At 33.5% G+C, this 16401-nt stretch carries 14 protein-coding genes and 2 tRNA genes; 9 read left to right on the forward strand and 7 right to left on the reverse strand.

What is annotated here, in order from left to right; genetic code table 11:
- Positions 1-83: 83 nt before the first annotated feature.
- From ACFPTQ_RS02565 to ACFPTQ_RS02585, 5 genes are all read right to left on the reverse strand, one after another.
- Positions 84-611: a hypothetical protein gene (locus ACFPTQ_RS02565; RefSeq protein ID WP_379773490.1), complete on the reverse strand. Its 528-nt coding sequence runs from the start codon at positions 609-611 to the stop codon at positions 84-86.
- Positions 612-651: 40 nt separating this feature from the next.
- Entirely contained in the window at positions 652-1866 is a 1215-nt protein-coding gene (locus ACFPTQ_RS02570) for an MFS transporter (RefSeq protein WP_379773493.1), read from the reverse strand.
- Between the two features lie 292 nt (positions 1867-2158).
- Positions 2159-3199, reverse strand: a complete 1041-nt coding sequence (locus ACFPTQ_RS02575) for a Gfo/Idh/MocA family oxidoreductase (protein WP_379773497.1) — start codon at positions 3197-3199, stop codon at positions 2159-2161.
- Between the two features lie 86 nt (positions 3200-3285).
- A complete protein-coding gene (locus ACFPTQ_RS02580; protein WP_379773500.1) occupies positions 3286-3612 on the reverse strand; it encodes a DUF6572 domain-containing protein in 327 nt (108 codons plus the stop codon).
- A 64-nt stretch (positions 3613-3676) separates the two neighbouring features.
- Positions 3677-4750 (reverse strand): NADH:flavin oxidoreductase/NADH oxidase, encoded by a 1074-nt coding sequence (locus ACFPTQ_RS02585; RefSeq protein ID WP_379773503.1) that lies wholly within the window; start codon positions 4748-4750, stop codon positions 3677-3679.
- Between the two features lie 154 nt (positions 4751-4904).
- On the opposite strand from ACFPTQ_RS02585, the gene rseP reads away from it, so the two are divergent.
- From rseP to ACFPTQ_RS02605, 4 genes are all read left to right on the forward strand, one after another.
- Positions 4905-6248, forward strand: a complete 1344-nt coding sequence (gene rseP / locus ACFPTQ_RS02590; RefSeq protein WP_379773507.1) for an RIP metalloprotease RseP — start codon at positions 4905-4907, stop codon at positions 6246-6248.
- Between the two features lie 134 nt (positions 6249-6382).
- Positions 6383-6456: transfer RNA gene (locus ACFPTQ_RS02595), tRNA-Asn, on the forward strand.
- Positions 6457-6825: 369 nt separating this feature from the next.
- On the forward strand, positions 6826-8742 hold the full coding sequence (locus tag ACFPTQ_RS02600; protein ID WP_379773509.1) for a glycoside hydrolase family 97 protein: 1917 nt from the start codon (positions 6826-6828) through the stop codon (positions 8740-8742).
- Between the two features lie 205 nt (positions 8743-8947).
- Positions 8948-9021, forward strand: a tRNA-Asn gene (locus ACFPTQ_RS02605).
- Positions 9022-9284: 263 nt separating this feature from the next.
- Here the strand turns inward: ACFPTQ_RS02605 and ACFPTQ_RS02610 are convergent.
- Positions 9285-10112 carry an SMP-30/gluconolactonase/LRE family protein gene (locus tag ACFPTQ_RS02610; protein WP_379773512.1) on the reverse strand — a complete coding sequence of 276 codons (828 nt, stop codon included), beginning with the start codon at positions 10110-10112 and terminating at the stop codon, positions 9285-9287.
- 276 nt (positions 10113-10388) lie between these two features.
- On the opposite strand from ACFPTQ_RS02610, the gene ACFPTQ_RS02615 reads away from it, so the two are divergent.
- The 5 genes from ACFPTQ_RS02615 to ACFPTQ_RS02635 all read left to right on the forward strand — a co-directional run bounded on the left by ACFPTQ_RS02615 (position 10389) and on the right by ACFPTQ_RS02635 (position 14182).
- A complete protein-coding gene (locus ACFPTQ_RS02615; protein ID WP_379773515.1) occupies positions 10389-11567 on the forward strand; it encodes a PepSY-like domain-containing protein in 1179 nt (392 codons plus the stop codon).
- Between the two features lie 144 nt (positions 11568-11711).
- Positions 11712-12296 carry an RNA polymerase sigma factor gene (locus ACFPTQ_RS02620; protein ID WP_379773518.1) on the forward strand — a complete coding sequence of 195 codons (585 nt, stop codon included), beginning with the start codon at positions 11712-11714 and terminating at the stop codon, positions 12294-12296.
- 8 nt (positions 12297-12304) lie between these two features.
- Entirely contained in the window at positions 12305-12739 is a 435-nt protein-coding gene (locus ACFPTQ_RS02625) for a hypothetical protein (protein ID WP_379773520.1), read from the forward strand.
- Positions 12740-12813: 74 nt separating this feature from the next.
- Positions 12814-13233, forward strand: coding sequence for a hypothetical protein (locus ACFPTQ_RS02630; protein WP_379773522.1), 420 nt, complete (start codon positions 12814-12816; stop codon positions 13231-13233).
- 76 nt (positions 13234-13309) lie between these two features.
- The gene (locus ACFPTQ_RS02635) at positions 13310-14182 is read left to right on the forward strand and encodes a hypothetical protein (RefSeq protein ID WP_379773524.1); all 873 of its coding nucleotides are present in this window, start codon (positions 13310-13312) and stop codon (positions 14180-14182) included.
- A gap of 84 nt (positions 14183-14266) precedes the next feature.
- On the opposite strand, the gene ACFPTQ_RS02640 is transcribed toward ACFPTQ_RS02635, so the two are convergent.
- Positions 14267-16252: a glycoside hydrolase family 97 protein gene (locus ACFPTQ_RS02640; RefSeq protein WP_379773527.1), complete on the reverse strand. Its 1986-nt coding sequence runs from the start codon at positions 16250-16252 to the stop codon at positions 14267-14269.
- Positions 16253-16401: the final 149 nt, after the last annotated feature.

A 16401-nucleotide genomic window follows, 5' to 3' on the forward strand; every position in this document is an offset into this window, starting at 1 on the left:
TAAATTAAAAGTAAGAAAAAAATGATTTGATTAACTAATTTTGCAATGTTTTTTTAGCTATATCAAAAAATTAAGATAGCCGATTAATCTTTAAATCGGAAAACCTGATTTTGAGTAGTATTCTTTAAAATTAAAAAAGTACCTGTGTGTTTAAGAAATTCAACTTCTATAGTATCTCCCAATTGCCAATCATAACATTCTGGTCTTTTGAGATATATTTTTTGTCCATTCCTATTAGGATTTAGTTGAAGTCGAATTTCATATTTATCATTATTTATTCTTGATTTTCTTTCAATTTTTGTCTGATAAATGTATTTATATCCCTGACTAATATCCTTTTTCAAACGAACAATAATTTTAAAGTATCCGCAAAAAATTATTAATGAAAAAAATAATCCAAACCAAAAAACAGCATCTATATAACTCATTTTTTGAATTAATGCTTTTTGACCAAATTTACCAGGTAAATAAGGTGCTATAAAAGTAAGAAGCGTAAAAAATATTGCTATTCTTAAAAAAGCTTTTTTCTCTTTAGGTAGTAAATCTTCATTAAGGAAAATTTTATCCTCACTCGTAAATAGTAATTCTTGACTTTGAATTGTATTTTTCATATCCATATTTGCTTTTTGCAAAACAAATATAAACAAAATCCTACTGAATCACTTTAATTCTTGGAACAAGGAAAGCAATAATAATCCCGAAAACACCAATAAAAGCAAATGAAAATCGAAGCCCAAACAATTCGGCTATGTAACCAATTACGGGTGGTCCCATCAAAAAACCAAGGAAACTCACACTAGAAACAGCTGTTAAGGCTTCCCCAGGAGGAATAGTTGGATGTTTTCCTGCCAGACTATAAAGTGTTGGTACAATGGTTGAAACACCAAGTCCTACCAACATAAATCCAATCATTGACGAAACCAAATAGGGAAAAAATACGGCTGTAAACAATCCTGTAGAAATAAGAATTCCTCCTGTTTGCAATACTAATTTCCTTCCATAACGATTAATCATACCGTCGCCTAAAAAACGTCCAGTAGCCATCATAATCATAAATGAGGTATAGCCTAAAATAATTAGTGGACCAGGTACTTGAACGATATCTTTAAAGTAAATTCCGCTCCAATCAAACATAATTCCTTCGCTTGCCATTGAACCAAATCCTATAACCCCCAACCAAATCAAAGCCGAATCCGGTTTTGAAAAAAGTTTTTTCTTCTCAGGAGCCTTTCTTTTTTCTTTGGCTTTCACCAAATATTTATAATTGAATACGATAAGTAAAATAGTAATAATCCCTACTATAATAAAATGATAGTACGGAATTAAATCCAATGCTAACATTCCTAAACCAAGTAAAGCTCCTGTAAAACCAGCAAAACTCCATACTCCATGAAAAGAGGCCATTATGGTTTTTTTGAAAAGTTGTTCGGTATAAACGCCTTGGGTATTGACAGCAATATTGTTCATATTCCCAAACATTCCAAAAACATATAAAGCCAGAGCAAGCTGCCAGGCATTTGTAGCTAATCCTAAATTAGTTAAACAAAAAGCATATACACTCAACGAAATAACCAATAAACGATGACTGCCAAAACGTGTAACTAATTTACCCGAGAAAGCCATCATGGTTAATTGTCCCACAGGCAAAGCAAATAAAATAGAACCCAAATCGGCATCACTAAGATGAAGCGCTACTCTAATATCTGGAATCCTACTTGCCCAAGTAGCAAAACACAAACCCATTGCAAAATAAAAAGAAGCTACAGCAAGTCGAACTCTATTTAAATAAGAAATCTTAGCATTTCTAAAACTCTTTTTTATCTTTCCTTGCGCTCTAAAGCTCCCTATTAAATTTAATCGTAACAAATGCTTTGTATTTTAAGGTTTATAGACGCAAAAGTACAAAAATCAAACTTCCTGTTTCCGATCATGAGAGCTGTGCACTAGTATTACATCGTTATCGTATAAATTTTAACAGATTAAAATAAAAAATTAAGAAAGAATTTGTAATAAAATTACACAAAACGACTATCTAGCATTTTAAAACACAAGCAAAGACATTGTAAAAATCTCAAAAAACACTACAAAATCATAAATTTTAACTAATAATTTTACAGATTATGAACGATAAATTGTCAATTCAATTATTAAAAATTTATTACAAATCAATAACTCTTTTCTCATTAGAACTCAAAATAGCGGTTTCAATAATTCGCATCACTTTGGCACCCTCTTCGGCCGTAACAGGTTCTAATGTATCATTAACTATTGCATTGTAAACCCCATCAAAAAACTCATAGTAATTCCCCTGAAGCGTTGGGATTTTGCCATGCATAATTTTACCATCAATTTCAGTATGAAGAAAACCTTCTTTTTCTAAAGGTTCTGTTCCCCAAGTATCCAAATTAGGTTTTTCCATCACTTTCAAATCGTCTTCCTGAACATCACCTCGATGTTTTAAGAAAGAACCTTTTTTACCATGGAGAACATAGGCCGGATTCGGCTCGCGTACAAAGAAACTCGCTTTCAAACGTACTCTTAAATCAGTATAGTATAATACCAAATCTATCCAATCATCAACTACTGATTTTTCACGAGTTATGCGAATATCAGCAAAAACAGCTTTTGGGAAACCAAACAAATACAAGGCCTGATCAATAATATGCGGACCCAAATCTTTCAAAATTCCCGAACCTGAATTCACCGTTTCCTTATGTTGTTTCGGACTCAAAAGCGGATTATAACGGTCAAAATGGAATTCGGCTTCTACGATGTCACCCAGAGAACCATTTACTAGAACTTGACGAACCGTTTTAAAATCACTATCCCATCTCCTGTTTTGGAAAACGGCTAATTTAACCCCATTTGCCTTTGCCAAAGCAGCTAATTCTTCCGCTTCCGCTACTGTTGACGTGAACGCTTTTTCTACAATAGCATGCTTGCCCGCTTCCAAAACTTTTTTGGTATATTCAAAATGCGTATCAATGGGTGTATTTACCACTACCAAATCAACATCATCAGCCAGAATTTCATCAATAGAAGCATAACTTTTTACGTGTGGATAATCTTCCTGAATTAATTTTTTACTTCTTTCCCAAGAACCAACTAACTCAAATCCTGGATGTAATTCTAAAAAAGGTGCCTGAAACACTTTTCCAGACATTCCATAAGAAAGTAAAGCCGCTTTTATTGTTTTCATATTTTTATATTTTCAACATTATTATTTTTTTAAACCATTAAGGAGTTAAGATTATTAAGTAGTCTTAACCTTTATAAACATTACTTTTATTTATCTTGAAAAACTTCCCACTTAAATTCATAACCATTCTTTTCAAGAAAGTTTTTACAATTATTTAAAAAAATCGATGAATTTTCAGTCGGTTCATATTTCATAACAATTGATATTATTACATCTTTATTTAAAGCAGTAGAATAACTCTCTAAAATCTGTCCACTTTCTATAAAACTTAAATAAGCATTTAATTTGTTTTGTAAAATCAATAAATGATTTTCTTCATCATTCCATTCTAAATGATCTGAAATAGTTAGTTGAACTTTTCCATTTGAAGTGGTACTTATAAAATCTATTTTATCAACTTGCTCTATACTCATCATTTTGATTTTTAAAACATTTTAAAACTCTCAATAAAACTTAATATCTTAATAAGTGCAATTTCTATTTTAATTTTGCTCTTTCGTATTGTTTTGGCCAATCGACTTCTGCTCCTAATGCTTTCGCAAAATCCAATCCCAAATTAGGATTGCGAAGCGATTCACGAGCAAAAAGAACCATGTCTGCTTGTTGATTTTGCAAAATTGCTTCTGCCTGAAATGCATCAGTAATTAATCCAACAGTTCCCGTCAAAATTCCGACTTCTTTTTTAATTCTTTCGGCAAAAGGAACCTGATACCCCGGACCTAAAGTAATTTTTTGATGTGAAACTGCACCTCCCGAAGACACATCAATTAAATCCACTCCTTTTTCTTTTAGAATTTTAGAAAGTTGGATAGATTCTTCTACATTCCATCCACCTTCCGCCCAATCCGTAGCCGAAATACGCACAAATAAAGGTAAATTTTCAGGCCATTCGGTTTGAACTGCCTCCAGAACTTCCATCGTAAAACGAATTCGGTTTTCAAAACTTCCTCCATATTCATCGGTTCTAGTATTCGACAATGGTGATAAAAACTGATGGTTCAAATATCCATGAGCCGCATGAATTTCTAAAACCTCATAACCTGCTTGAACAGCTCTCTTTGTTGCTGCTTTAAAATCAGCAATCACTTTTTGGATTCCGTTTTTGTCCAAAGCTTCTGGAAGAAAAGGTTCTGAATCGTGATAAGGTATTGCAGATGGCGCCACTGTTTGCCAACCGCCTTGTGAAGCATCCAGTTTTTTATTTCCTTTCCAAGGCGAAGAAACACTCGCTTTTCGACCAGCATGCGCCAGCTGAATTCCCGGAACAGCATTTTGACTTTTGATAAAAGCAGTAATCGCTTTTAGTTTTTCAATATGCTCGTCTTTCCAAATTCCTAAATCTTCGGGTGAAATTCTTCCTTCAGGCGATACCGCTGTAGCTTCCTGAATAATTAGTCCTGCTCCTCCACTAGCTCTACTACCCAAATGCACTAAATGCCAGTCATTTGCAAATCCATCGATAGATGAATATTGACACATTGGTGAAATAACAATTCGGTTTTTAAACGTTAGTTCTTTAATTTTTATTGAAGAAAACAATTGAGACTCCATAGACTGTGATTTTTTAAGGATAGTAAAATTACTATTTGATAGTTGCAAAATGAAAATTATTAACAAACATTTATTACGCATAGTTCTGTGTAAATCTTTGCAACTATAACAGAAAATGTTACTTTAGCCGAATATATAGAATTGAAATTTAAAAATGGAAATAATTATCAAGCTTTCTCAATTTTTATTGAGTTTATCATTACTTATTATACTTCACGAATTAGGACATTTTATTCCTGCCAAATTATTCAAAACCAGAGTTGAAAAATTCTATTTGTTTTTTGACGTTAAATTTTCCTTGTTAAAAAAGAAAATTGGCGAAACCGAATATGGAATTGGTTGGCTACCACTAGGTGGTTATGTAAAAATCTCTGGAATGATCGACGAGAGTATGGATAAAGACCAGATGGCTCAACCGCAACAACCATGGGAATTTCGTTCTAAACCGGCTTGGCAACGTTTGATTATTATGTTGGGTGGAGTTACGGTAAACTTTATTTTAGCTTTTATTATTTACATTGGGATGGCATTTGCTTATGGTGATACTTATGTAGCAATGCAGGATATGAAAGATGGTCTTTTAATTGAAAACCCTGCCATGATCAAAGCTGGTTTTAAAACCGGAGATAAAATCCTTGCTGTTGATGGTACTTCAATTGTCAAATTTGACAACGAAATCAACATGAAAATCGTAATGGGTAAAGAGGTTCTTATTGAAAGAAACGGTACTGAACAAACTATAAAAATGCCTAAGGATTTTATTGACCAACTTACCAAATACGAAAAATCGCCTGTAGTTTCAATCCGTATGCCTTTTGTAATCGGGGCTATTGCTGAAGAATCTACTAATAAAGCTTTACAATCTAAAGACATTATCTTATCCTTAAACGGTCAAAAAACAAAATACTTTGACGAAGCCAAAAGCATTCTAGAAAGTAATAAAGGAAAAACGATTACTGCAGTTGTTTTACGCGACCAAAAAGAAACTTCGGTTCAGGTAAATGTAAACAAAGAAGGAAAATTGGGTGTTCAAATAGGTGGGATAGGTATGGATTCATTAGAGAAACTAGGTTATTACAAAGTAAGCACTCAAAATTATGGTTTCTTAGAATCTATTCCAGTTGGAATCGAAAAAGGAAAAGACCAATTAATAGGTTACGGAAAACAATTGAAAATGATTTTCAATCCAGATACAGGTGCCTATAAACAAGTAGGCGGATTTGCTGCTATTTATAATATTTTTCCAAATAGCTGGAGCTGGGAAGTATTCTGGGGGATTACCGCTCTATTATCAATCATGCTTGGTGTAATGAACTTATTGCCTATTCCGGCTCTTGATGGTGGACACGTTATGTTTTTATTATACGAAATTGTTTCTGGTAAAAAACCAAGTGATAAATTCTTAGAGAATGCACAAATGGTTGGTTTTGTATTACTTATTACACTATTAGTATTTGCTAATGGAAATGATATTTATAAGGCCATTGTAGGCAAGTAAAAAAAATGTATTTTTTTTCATTTTTTGTTTGCCACATTCAAAAATCGTCTTATATTTGCATCCGCTAAGAACAAGCTAACACAGCTTAACAATAGCCACTAAAAACGTTCCTTACGCATATTAAATATACAGTTTCCTCCTTAGCTCAGTTGGTTAGAGCATCTGACTGTTAATCAGAGGGTCCTTGGTTCGAGCCCAAGAGGGGGAGCTTTTATTTGAAGCCTTTACAGCAATGTAGAGGCTTTTTTATTTTAAAATAATTCGGACTGGATTCGAGTCCGCCAAGAAAGAGAAGTATTACTGGAAAAATTCATCAGAAATGACGAGCTTTTTTCAAAAACCTTTCAAATTCTATCATCCAAATACCTATTGTTTACATCATCCATACTTAAGGTACACTCATTTCAATATCAGCGAAACCCCAAACACCTCGTTAATTCTAAAATAATTGAAAAATAAATCAATTGCCCTTTAATAAATTGATTTAAATTTGTTGATTAAAGAATTATTCTAATTTTATTTGAAAAACATTTGCTGATTATTTATTTGATAACACATACCGATTAAAATTTAAAACATGAAATTTTTAAAGCTATTTTTAATTCTCCTATTATCTTTCACTGCATTACAAGCCCAAAGCTCGCAAAAAGTTTACATTATAAATTCTCCTAATAAAAAGTTGGAAATAAAAGTGGAAAAACAGCCCAACGGTAGTTATGAGTATAGTTTTTCTGCTAACAAAAAATTGATGATTAGCAAATCTCCTATGGGGTTTGAAACAGTAAACAGCGGTAAGATTCCCTCCGAAAAATGGATAGTAACTGGCCAAGAACGAAAAAAAATAAATTCTGTTTGGAAACCTACTTGGGGAAAGAGAAAATTAGTTTCAGATAATTACAACGAATTAACACTTAAACTAGTTTCTGCAGATCATTCAGAGAAAATGAACATCGAATTCCGTGCCTATAATGATGGCGTAGCATTTCGTTATCTTATCCCTGAAGATACTAAAACTAAAAATAAAGTTATATCCGAACTTACTGGTTTTAATTTTTCCGGTGATTATACTGCTTGGTATTACAATTTTGAAAAACACAATATCGGACCTGAATTACTATCTATGGCTGACGGCGAAAGAATGCCTGTAATGACTATTAAAGCTGATGAAAATCAATTTATGGCCATTCACGAAGCCTACTTAGAAGAAGGAGAACCACTTAGATTGAAATCTAAAAAAGGAGCGCTATCATTTTCAATTGCCTCAAAACCTCAAGAACTTCACTCTAACTATCAATCTGCTTGGAGGGTAATTTTCTTTGCAGACTCACCAGGTAAAATAGTAGACTCCCATTTATTAGAATTACTAAATCCTGCTCCTGAAATGGATTTTTCTTGGGTCAAACCAGGAGTAGCACTTTGGGATTGGAGAATTGACGGAGCTGTTTGGAATGGTTTCCATTACGGAATGAATTATACTTCTTGGGTTAAAATGATCGATTTTGCAGCTAAACAAGGCTTCCCTAACTTAGTATTAGATGCTAACTGGTATGGACCTGAATTTTCAGACGAATCAGATCCTTTAAAAGGGGACAAAGCAAAAGACGTACAAAATATCATTAAATACGGAAAAGAAAAAGGTGTGGGGGTATGGCTCTACCTAAACGATGTTGGTGGAAAGAAATTCCCAATAGAACAAACATTAGAACATTATCATCAATGGGGCGCTGCTGGAGTGAAGTACGGATTCATGGTAGGCAACCCAGAAGAAAAAAATATACGCACAAAAATGCTTACTGAGCTTTGTGCAAAAAACAAGCTAATGGTTGATTACCATGACGAGCCTGTTCATCCATACGGTCAAATGCGTACTTGGCCAAATGCTGTGACAAGAGAATATTGCAAAGCACAACTTGACGGAAGAGATATTTTTTATCCAAAAACTTTTGTGACTTCTACTTTTGTAAATATGATTGCTGGACCTGTTGATATGAACAATGGAATGTTTGATCTACGCCAAGGAAAAACAACTCGAGTAGACAACAATATGGAAGTCCCATCTACGGTTGTTTCAGAGGCCGCTCGCACTCTTATCACATTTTCAGGAGCTACCATTATTCCGGATATTCCAGAATATTACGAAAAATATCCAGAACTGCTTGGTTTTCTATCAGCACAAAAAATGCCTTGGATGGAAAGCAAAACACTTGCTGGTGAAATTGGTGAATATATAGTAACCATGAGACAAGCTTCAGATGGGGTATACCTTATAGGTGTTGCTACAAACGAAAAAGAACGAAACATTCAGATTCCAATGTCTTTTTTACCAAAGGGTAACTTTAAAGCTGAAATTATTGAAGATGGCGATACAGCACACTATTTAACCAATCGTGAAACCTACAAGGTTACGACAAAAAACATATCAAATAAAGAGGTAATAAATGTTAAGCTAGCTCCTGGTGGTGGTGCTTGCATTAAAGTAGTTCTAAACAAATAAAAGACTATTTCACAATCTATTAAAAAAGACTGTCATTCTTGATAGTCTTTTTTATTATATAAACTTTCAAAATAGGCATTGAATTAACCACTCTTTTATTTGTTACATTCAAAAAAGCTGTTATATTTGCATCCACTAAGAACAAGCTGAAATAGCTTAATAATAGCCATTAAACACGTTCCTTACGCATATTAAATATACAGTTTCCTCCTTAGCTCAGTTGGTTAGAGCATCTGACTGTTAATCAGAGGGTCCTTGGTTCGAGCCCAAGAGGGGGAGCTTATTTTTAGAAAAGACTATCAGCAATGATGGTCTTTTTTTTGCTCTAAACTTTCCAAAACAATTTCTAAAATAGAATTAATCTGAGGGTTCTTGTTCCGATAATTATCGGAACGAGCTCAATAGGAGGAGCTTTTATTTCAAAACCTTTACAGCAATGTAGAGGCTTTTTTTGTTTTTTACTCAACAATAGGTAACCTGGCATATAAAAAACCTCCGCATCACTGCAAAGGTTTTTCCGTTTTATATTCTTAAAAAATTTTTTAGTCCATCAATAGCTTATAAGCAATCACACTGTTATGGTTAAAAGTGGGGATATACAGTACATTTTCTTTGGGATTATAACCTAAATCAGCGGTGTTCATTTGTCCTTGTACATCCTGTAATTTTTTGATTTCGCCATTGGCTTTGACATAATAAATCAATCCTGCCCAGCATGTAACTATGAAATCGCCGTTTTGAAACTGCTCCACACCATCGCCCGGTTTTTCGAAACCTTTGGCAATAACTCGAATACTTTTCTTTTCGTCAATTTTCCAAAGTTCATTATTAGCCAGAACATAGAGGTTTTTGTCAATCCATTTCAAACCATTGGCACTGGTTACGTTTTCTAGGTAAAGTTCGCTTTTACCATTTTTGATACGGTGAATTTTGTTGGTACGCGTATCCGACACATAAACAACGCCTTGATTATCTACTGTAACATCATTTAGGAAAACCGCATTTTCAATTTCCAGTTTGTTTATAATTTTTCCTGTTGGAATATCAATGCTTACCACAGCGGTTATATCTGCCACATAAAGCGTTTTTTTATAGACAGCCAAACCTTTAGGAGCGTTTAAGCCTTCAACCCAGTTGGCTTTTTTTACACTGCCATCAAGATTGAGTATGGCAATACCTCCTTTACCATCTTTTACATTTCCTGCTCCGTCAATCAAACTAACATACAATTGTTTGTCTGCAGCATGATACAACACTGATTCAGGCACAGCCAAATGCTGAGTTTCCCAAAGCGGTTTTGAAAGCTGTTGGGCTTTCGTTGTAAAACTGAATGCTATAAAAGTGGATAATGCTATAAAAGAGTATTTCATCGTATTCGTTTTAAATGATTTTCAGGAGTACAAGTTAAAACAAAAGTACGAGCAATGATTCCAACAAAGAAATTTACTTGCTAAAATCTGTGTGTGCTAAAACAGATATCGTGCTTGAGTAAAAAGCTATTCAGTGTTAAAGTAAACTTTTTCAATTTTTTTTGCATTCGCTAAAACTTTTTTAAAAAAGCAGGGTCTATAGGTTTATAAAAGGAATTCCAAAAATGCATTTATGAAATACCATTACCTACTATTAACAATTAATCCCTTAAAAAAATGAAAAAGATTTCTCTATTAGCAATCGCATTATCTTGTGCGTTGTACAGTTGTTCAAATGATGGCACAAATTCAACTGACGATTCCACAACGGCAGCATTAACTTATGAAACCACCAGTGCAGCTACCTTACCTACCTCAATTAGCAGCTACGTTGCTAAAAACTATTCGGGAGCCAGCATTTCAGAAGTCAATTTAAATTCTGACGGAACCTATACCGTATATGTAAAAACGGGAACAGCTTCTAAAGGCATTATTAACATCAATGCTATTTTCAAATTAAATTTTACTGCCAAAGGACTTTTATCCAGCTCCAGCACAATTACTCCTGTAGCCATTAGCGATTTACAGGCAGCTATTGTAACTTACATCAATACTAATTATGCAGGAGCAACTATCAATTCAGCTCATTTAGAATCGGATGGAAGTTTTGATGTATTAATTACAACTGCTGAGAGCGTTAAAATGAAATTGAATTTTAGCAGCACAGGTGAATTTATTTCGGCACGTGAATTAAAAGCCAAAGGAAATCACAGACATCAACATTCAGACAGACACCGTCGAATTGCACTGGCTAATTTAGTATCAAGTATTACTACTTATATTAGTGATAATTATCCTGGATCAAAAACAGTAGCTGCTTTTAAAGAAACTGATGGAAGTATCGATGTATTTGTAGTTACTGCAGACGGAGCAAAACTAAATTTAAACTTTACCGCTGATGGTACATTTGTCTCAGTAAGTACAATTGATGTTTATCATTTAGGAGAACATACTGTAGTAGCTGTTGCCGATTTACCAACTGAAATCACTACTTACATTAGCACTAATTATGCTGGTGCAACTATTTATCTGGCACACATTGAGCCTGACGGAACTTACGAAATATATGTTACTACAGCAGCAAGTGTACGTTTAAAACTAACCTTCTCTGCAACCTATGAGTTTGTTTCTGAAAAAACAAAATCTGATTTTGGAGACCATTCCTCTATTCCTTTAACTGATTTAATTACTGCTATTAAAACCTATATTGAAACCAACTATCCTGGTGCTGTAATTAATGGTGCTCATAAAGAAAGAGACGGAGACATTGAAGTGTACATCACCACAACTGATGCCACTCATTTAGAATTGGAATTTTCAGCTACAGGAGTATTTGAAAGTGTAGAAACCAAGTAATTTCACTCTCTATATAACCCATACAAGCGTTTGTTTCTTTCACTTGTATGGGTTCCAATTACGGAAAGGACAATGATTAAACCATTTTGTAGTAACAATTTACATTCAAAATTGTAATTTTGAATAAACAAATAAATGTAACTGTTGGTAAACGAATCCGATTTTATTGAGCAATTGATTAGCGAGACTGATAGAGACAGAGCATTTAACAAACTCATAGATCTGTATCAAGTTAGACTCTATTGGCATATCAGAAAATTAGTCATTACACATGAAAATGCCGATGACGTGTTGCAAAATACATTCATAAGAGTTTACAAAGGAATTAATAAATTTTCTAAACAAAGTTCGCTTTATACCTGGATGTATAAAATAGCCTATAACGAATCTATTCGTTTTTTAGAACAAAATAAAAACAAACATTCCATTTCGATAGAGGACGTCAGTTCGAAATATTTAAATAGTTTATTGGAAGATATTTTTTTTGATGCCGATGTTTTACAGTTAAAATTACAAACAGTAGTATCGGAATTAAACTATAAGCAAAGGCAAATTTTTAATATGAAATATTATGACGAATTAAAATTTCATGAAATTGCCAGTATTTTAGAAATGAAAGAAGGAACAATAAAAACATTGTATTACAATGCCGTAAAAACGATTGAGAGCAATATTGAAACACTGAGTTTAAATAAAAAAGCCTTAGTTGAAAATACACAAAAAAGTTAAGCAGCACTATGGAAGCAAAGGATAAAATGAATCAGATGAAAGACGATGAATTAAACAAAATTCATTCGGATGCTTTAGGACTTACTATTCCTGAAAATTATTTTTCTAAATCAAAAAATGAAATTCTGGATAAAATTGCAACCCAAAACGAAACTAAGGTTATCCCTTTTTACAAAAAAAGAACAAGCTGGTTAGCCGCTGCCTCAGTCACCTTGCTTTTGGGATTAAGTATTTTAAAAACCTATAATTCGCAAAACCCGGATCGCATTGCATCACCACTTACGGACAGCATTGTTCAAATGGATATTAAAAATCCAACTACAAACAATCCTATACCTAATTATAATTTGACACATGAAAATGATATTCTCATTTCTTCCTTATTTGTAGACGATAAGGAAATAGACGAATACATTACCAACTCTATTTTAGACGATATATAATACTTTTTAATAGTATTTCCATTTTGGGTCTAATAAAAAAACGCTAATTTAGTACTACAATAAAAACATCAACAATGAAATCAATAATTACAATAACAGCGTTTCTCTTTTTTATGGTAATGTACTCTGGAAGGGCGCAAAAGAGCACTGTGATTGATAATTTCACTACTGAACAGCAAAAACTAGTTAAAGAACAACGCGATTTGATAAAAGCCAATCGCGAAGCATTCAAAGCCTCTCTTACCCCCGAACAATTGGCTATTTTAAAAGACGCTAGCTTAAGCAAAGAGCAAAAACAAGCGGCACTGATTCAAACCTTTACAGCAGCTCAAAAAAACTTACTCAACCAGACAAAAGAAAACTTCAAAGAGTTAAAAAGAGATTTTAAAAATAGTCTCACCACTGAACAACGACAACAAATTCAGGAACGCAATACTAACCGAATTCGAGAAACCCTCAAAGATTCTAGGTTAAGAAATGTGAGACATAGATAAAAAATAGTATTTTTATACTATGAAAGTAAGTGATTAATAAACTTTAATCACTTACTTTTTTTAATTATACAACTCAATGAAAAAACTCTTTTTACTTGCTATACTATTCACCTTTGGCACAATAACATATGCCCAGGAGACAAGCACAAAAGAGCAGGAAACCGATGCAATTTTAGACGACTTATTAGAAAAAAATCAAGATTTTGAAGACTTACTAAAATCAATGTCTAAAATTCAGTTCCTATATCTTTCTTTAAATTATAATGATAAAACTTATTTTTCTGGTCGTGATATAGGCATTAACCAATACAACCTCTCCCCAAAAATTAGCTATATGCATTCCTCCGGAATTTACGCAAGCTTATCTGGAATTTATTATAGTGAATTCGATCCTAATTGGGATTTAATTACGACCACATTAGGCTACGGAAAAGACCTTGGCAAACACAAAAAGCTCCGATTTAACACCTCCTATTCCAGATATTTCTACAACAATAATTTGGATAATGCTTATAGTAATGTGATAAACACCGCCCTTGCATTTAGAAACAAAAAAAGAAATTTTAATTCGCAACTTTCCTTTTCTTATTTATTTGGAAATGAAAATGGAGTCCAAATCACCTCTTCTAATTATGCTATACTAAACCTTTATAAAAATAAAAACACACAACTATCACTAAAACCTCAATTAAGTATTGTTGCCGGAAACCAAACTATTGAACTCGCGAGAACCTTTTTCTTTAATGGTTTCCCAATAACGGTTTACACTACCAACTCAACATTTGATTTAATTAATACCCAAATCAATTTACCACTTAACGTAAACTACAAATCCTTTGACTTTGAACTGGGTTACAACCTCAACTTTCCAAATGCATTGGATGGCGAACCTAGATTAAAAAACACCTCTTACTTTAATCTTGCAATAGCATATTTGATTAATTTGTAATGGCACTTTTACACATTATCTGATAACAAAAAAAGCTTATAAGAACAACTTCCTATAAGCTTTTTCAAAAAACAAATCGTTCGATTAATTAATAATCAGTGTTGCTCCATTGGTTGGAATAACCAATTCCATTTCTTGATTTTTCTTCAATTTAGTACTAATCACTTTTCCATTTAATTGCGCATCATCAAGATATTGTTTCAATTCCGCACCAGCAGCAATCATTGGTAATTTTACTTTAATCTTCAAGGTTTCTTTTTGTGCATTAATTCCTGCCACGTACCATTTAGTACCATGACGACGCGCAATTACTGCATATTTTCCTGGATAACCATCGATAAAACGCACCTCATCCCAAGTAGTAGGGACTTCCTTCATAAAATCGATAGCCCATTTTGGAGCATCGGTTAAATTGTTTGGTGCCAAAGCAAAATGCTGTACGCCACTTTGAAACAATACTGCCGTTGCCAATGCATACACATCCGATGTCATTCGTTTAGAACCTTTATTAGGCGTATTGTTCTCATTGTAAAATTTATTCAAAGCACTTCCTCCAAAATCCATACTTCCCACTGTATTTCGGATAAAAGTATGTAAAGTAGCACTGAAAGCTTCCAAATCACAACTTCTTTGACCGAAATACAAATTCTCACTAGCTAGAACCGCTTCACTTGATGCATAATTAGGATACATGCGTTCCCACCCACGAGGTAAAGTAGTTCCGTGAAAAATTACCATAATTCCGTAATCATTGGCATCGTACAAAATGTCTTCATACAATTTCATGGTTTCTTGTTTGTCTCCTCCAAAGAAATCTACTTTGATTCCTTTGATACCAATACTTTTCATCCAAGCCATCTCTTTACGACGCGCAATGGTTTTATCCATAATTCCTCTTGGACTTTGTGGCGCATCATTCCAATATCCATTCGAATTGTACCACAAATACAAACCAACTCCTTTTGTTGCTCCATATTTCGCTAACTCGGCAATCTTATCACGTCCTACTTGAGTATCCCAAAGCGCATCCACTAACAGGGTTTCATAACCTAAGTCAGCACTAAAATTGATATACCTTAGTTGCTCATCATAATTCATACTTTTATCCATCCCAATAATCCAACTCCAAGTTCCCTTTGTGTATTTGTATTTCTGTGAAGCCTCATATTTTGGTTTTACCAAATCAAATGGAACCGTTGTTTCAACAATTGGAGCCAATGTTTCTCCAATAGTAATGGTACGCCAAGGTGTTTCACCTGGAAGCGCAATTCCAGGTGTTGGTGAACCAACTCCATTATTTTCTCCATCCATAGGGAAACCAATACTGTAAAAACCTTTCTCATGACCTATCAATCGACTGGCACAATACTGACTGTCCACACCTGTTTCGGATACTGAAATCCAACCTCCATTGTTTAATTTAAAAAGACAAGGAAAAGTGTAACCATCGCCATTTCCATTTTTCCCCGTTGGAGCATCAACTACATAAGGTATTTCATAACTTGGCATCGTACGGGCATAACCCACCATTGCCTTACTTTGAGCTGAAAGAAATGAAGTAGTACCCTCTGGAAATATAAACCCAGAAGCTTCTTCCTTAACCACTGCCGAAAGCGTCTCTTTTTGAGGATATACCTTGTATTTAAAAGCTACATCATTATTGCTTACTCTGAAAATAACATCAATAGCTGAACGGTTATCTTTTACAAAAGAAAAAACGGATTCATTAGCTACATAATGCACTTTAGATTGTTTAATATTAGGCAATTCATACGTTTCATCAATTGTTTTTTGATTGACTTTATCTTTCAACTCTAAACCCGAGCTAAAATCACCCACATTGGTTTTTAACCCCAATGGAGATGGCTCTAAATATACTTTCCCTTTATAAGAAACACTATAGGATGCTGTACCGTTTTTTACCAATACATTTACACTAAGTTTCCCATCAGGACTTGAAAGGGTCTTAATTAGTTCTTGAGAATGAACATCTGAAAAATTGAACAATAAAAAAATAAAAGCTACTTTAGAAAAAAGTATTTGAAAAGTTTTTGAAATTGAATCAGTCATTTTTGGTTTATAATTGAGTTAAAAATCAAAAATAACAAATAATTATACTCTAATAACGAATAAAGTGTTAATTACACACTAATTTGTAATTTTAACAAAAAAAGCTCCAAAATCTAACATTTTGAAGCTTAATATCCTTGGGGAATTGC

The sequence above is a fragment of the Flavobacterium sp. GCM10022190 genome (assembly GCF_042656445.1).
GTDB classification, from domain to species: Bacteria; Bacteroidota; Bacteroidia; order Flavobacteriales; family Flavobacteriaceae; genus Flavobacterium; species Flavobacterium nitratireducens.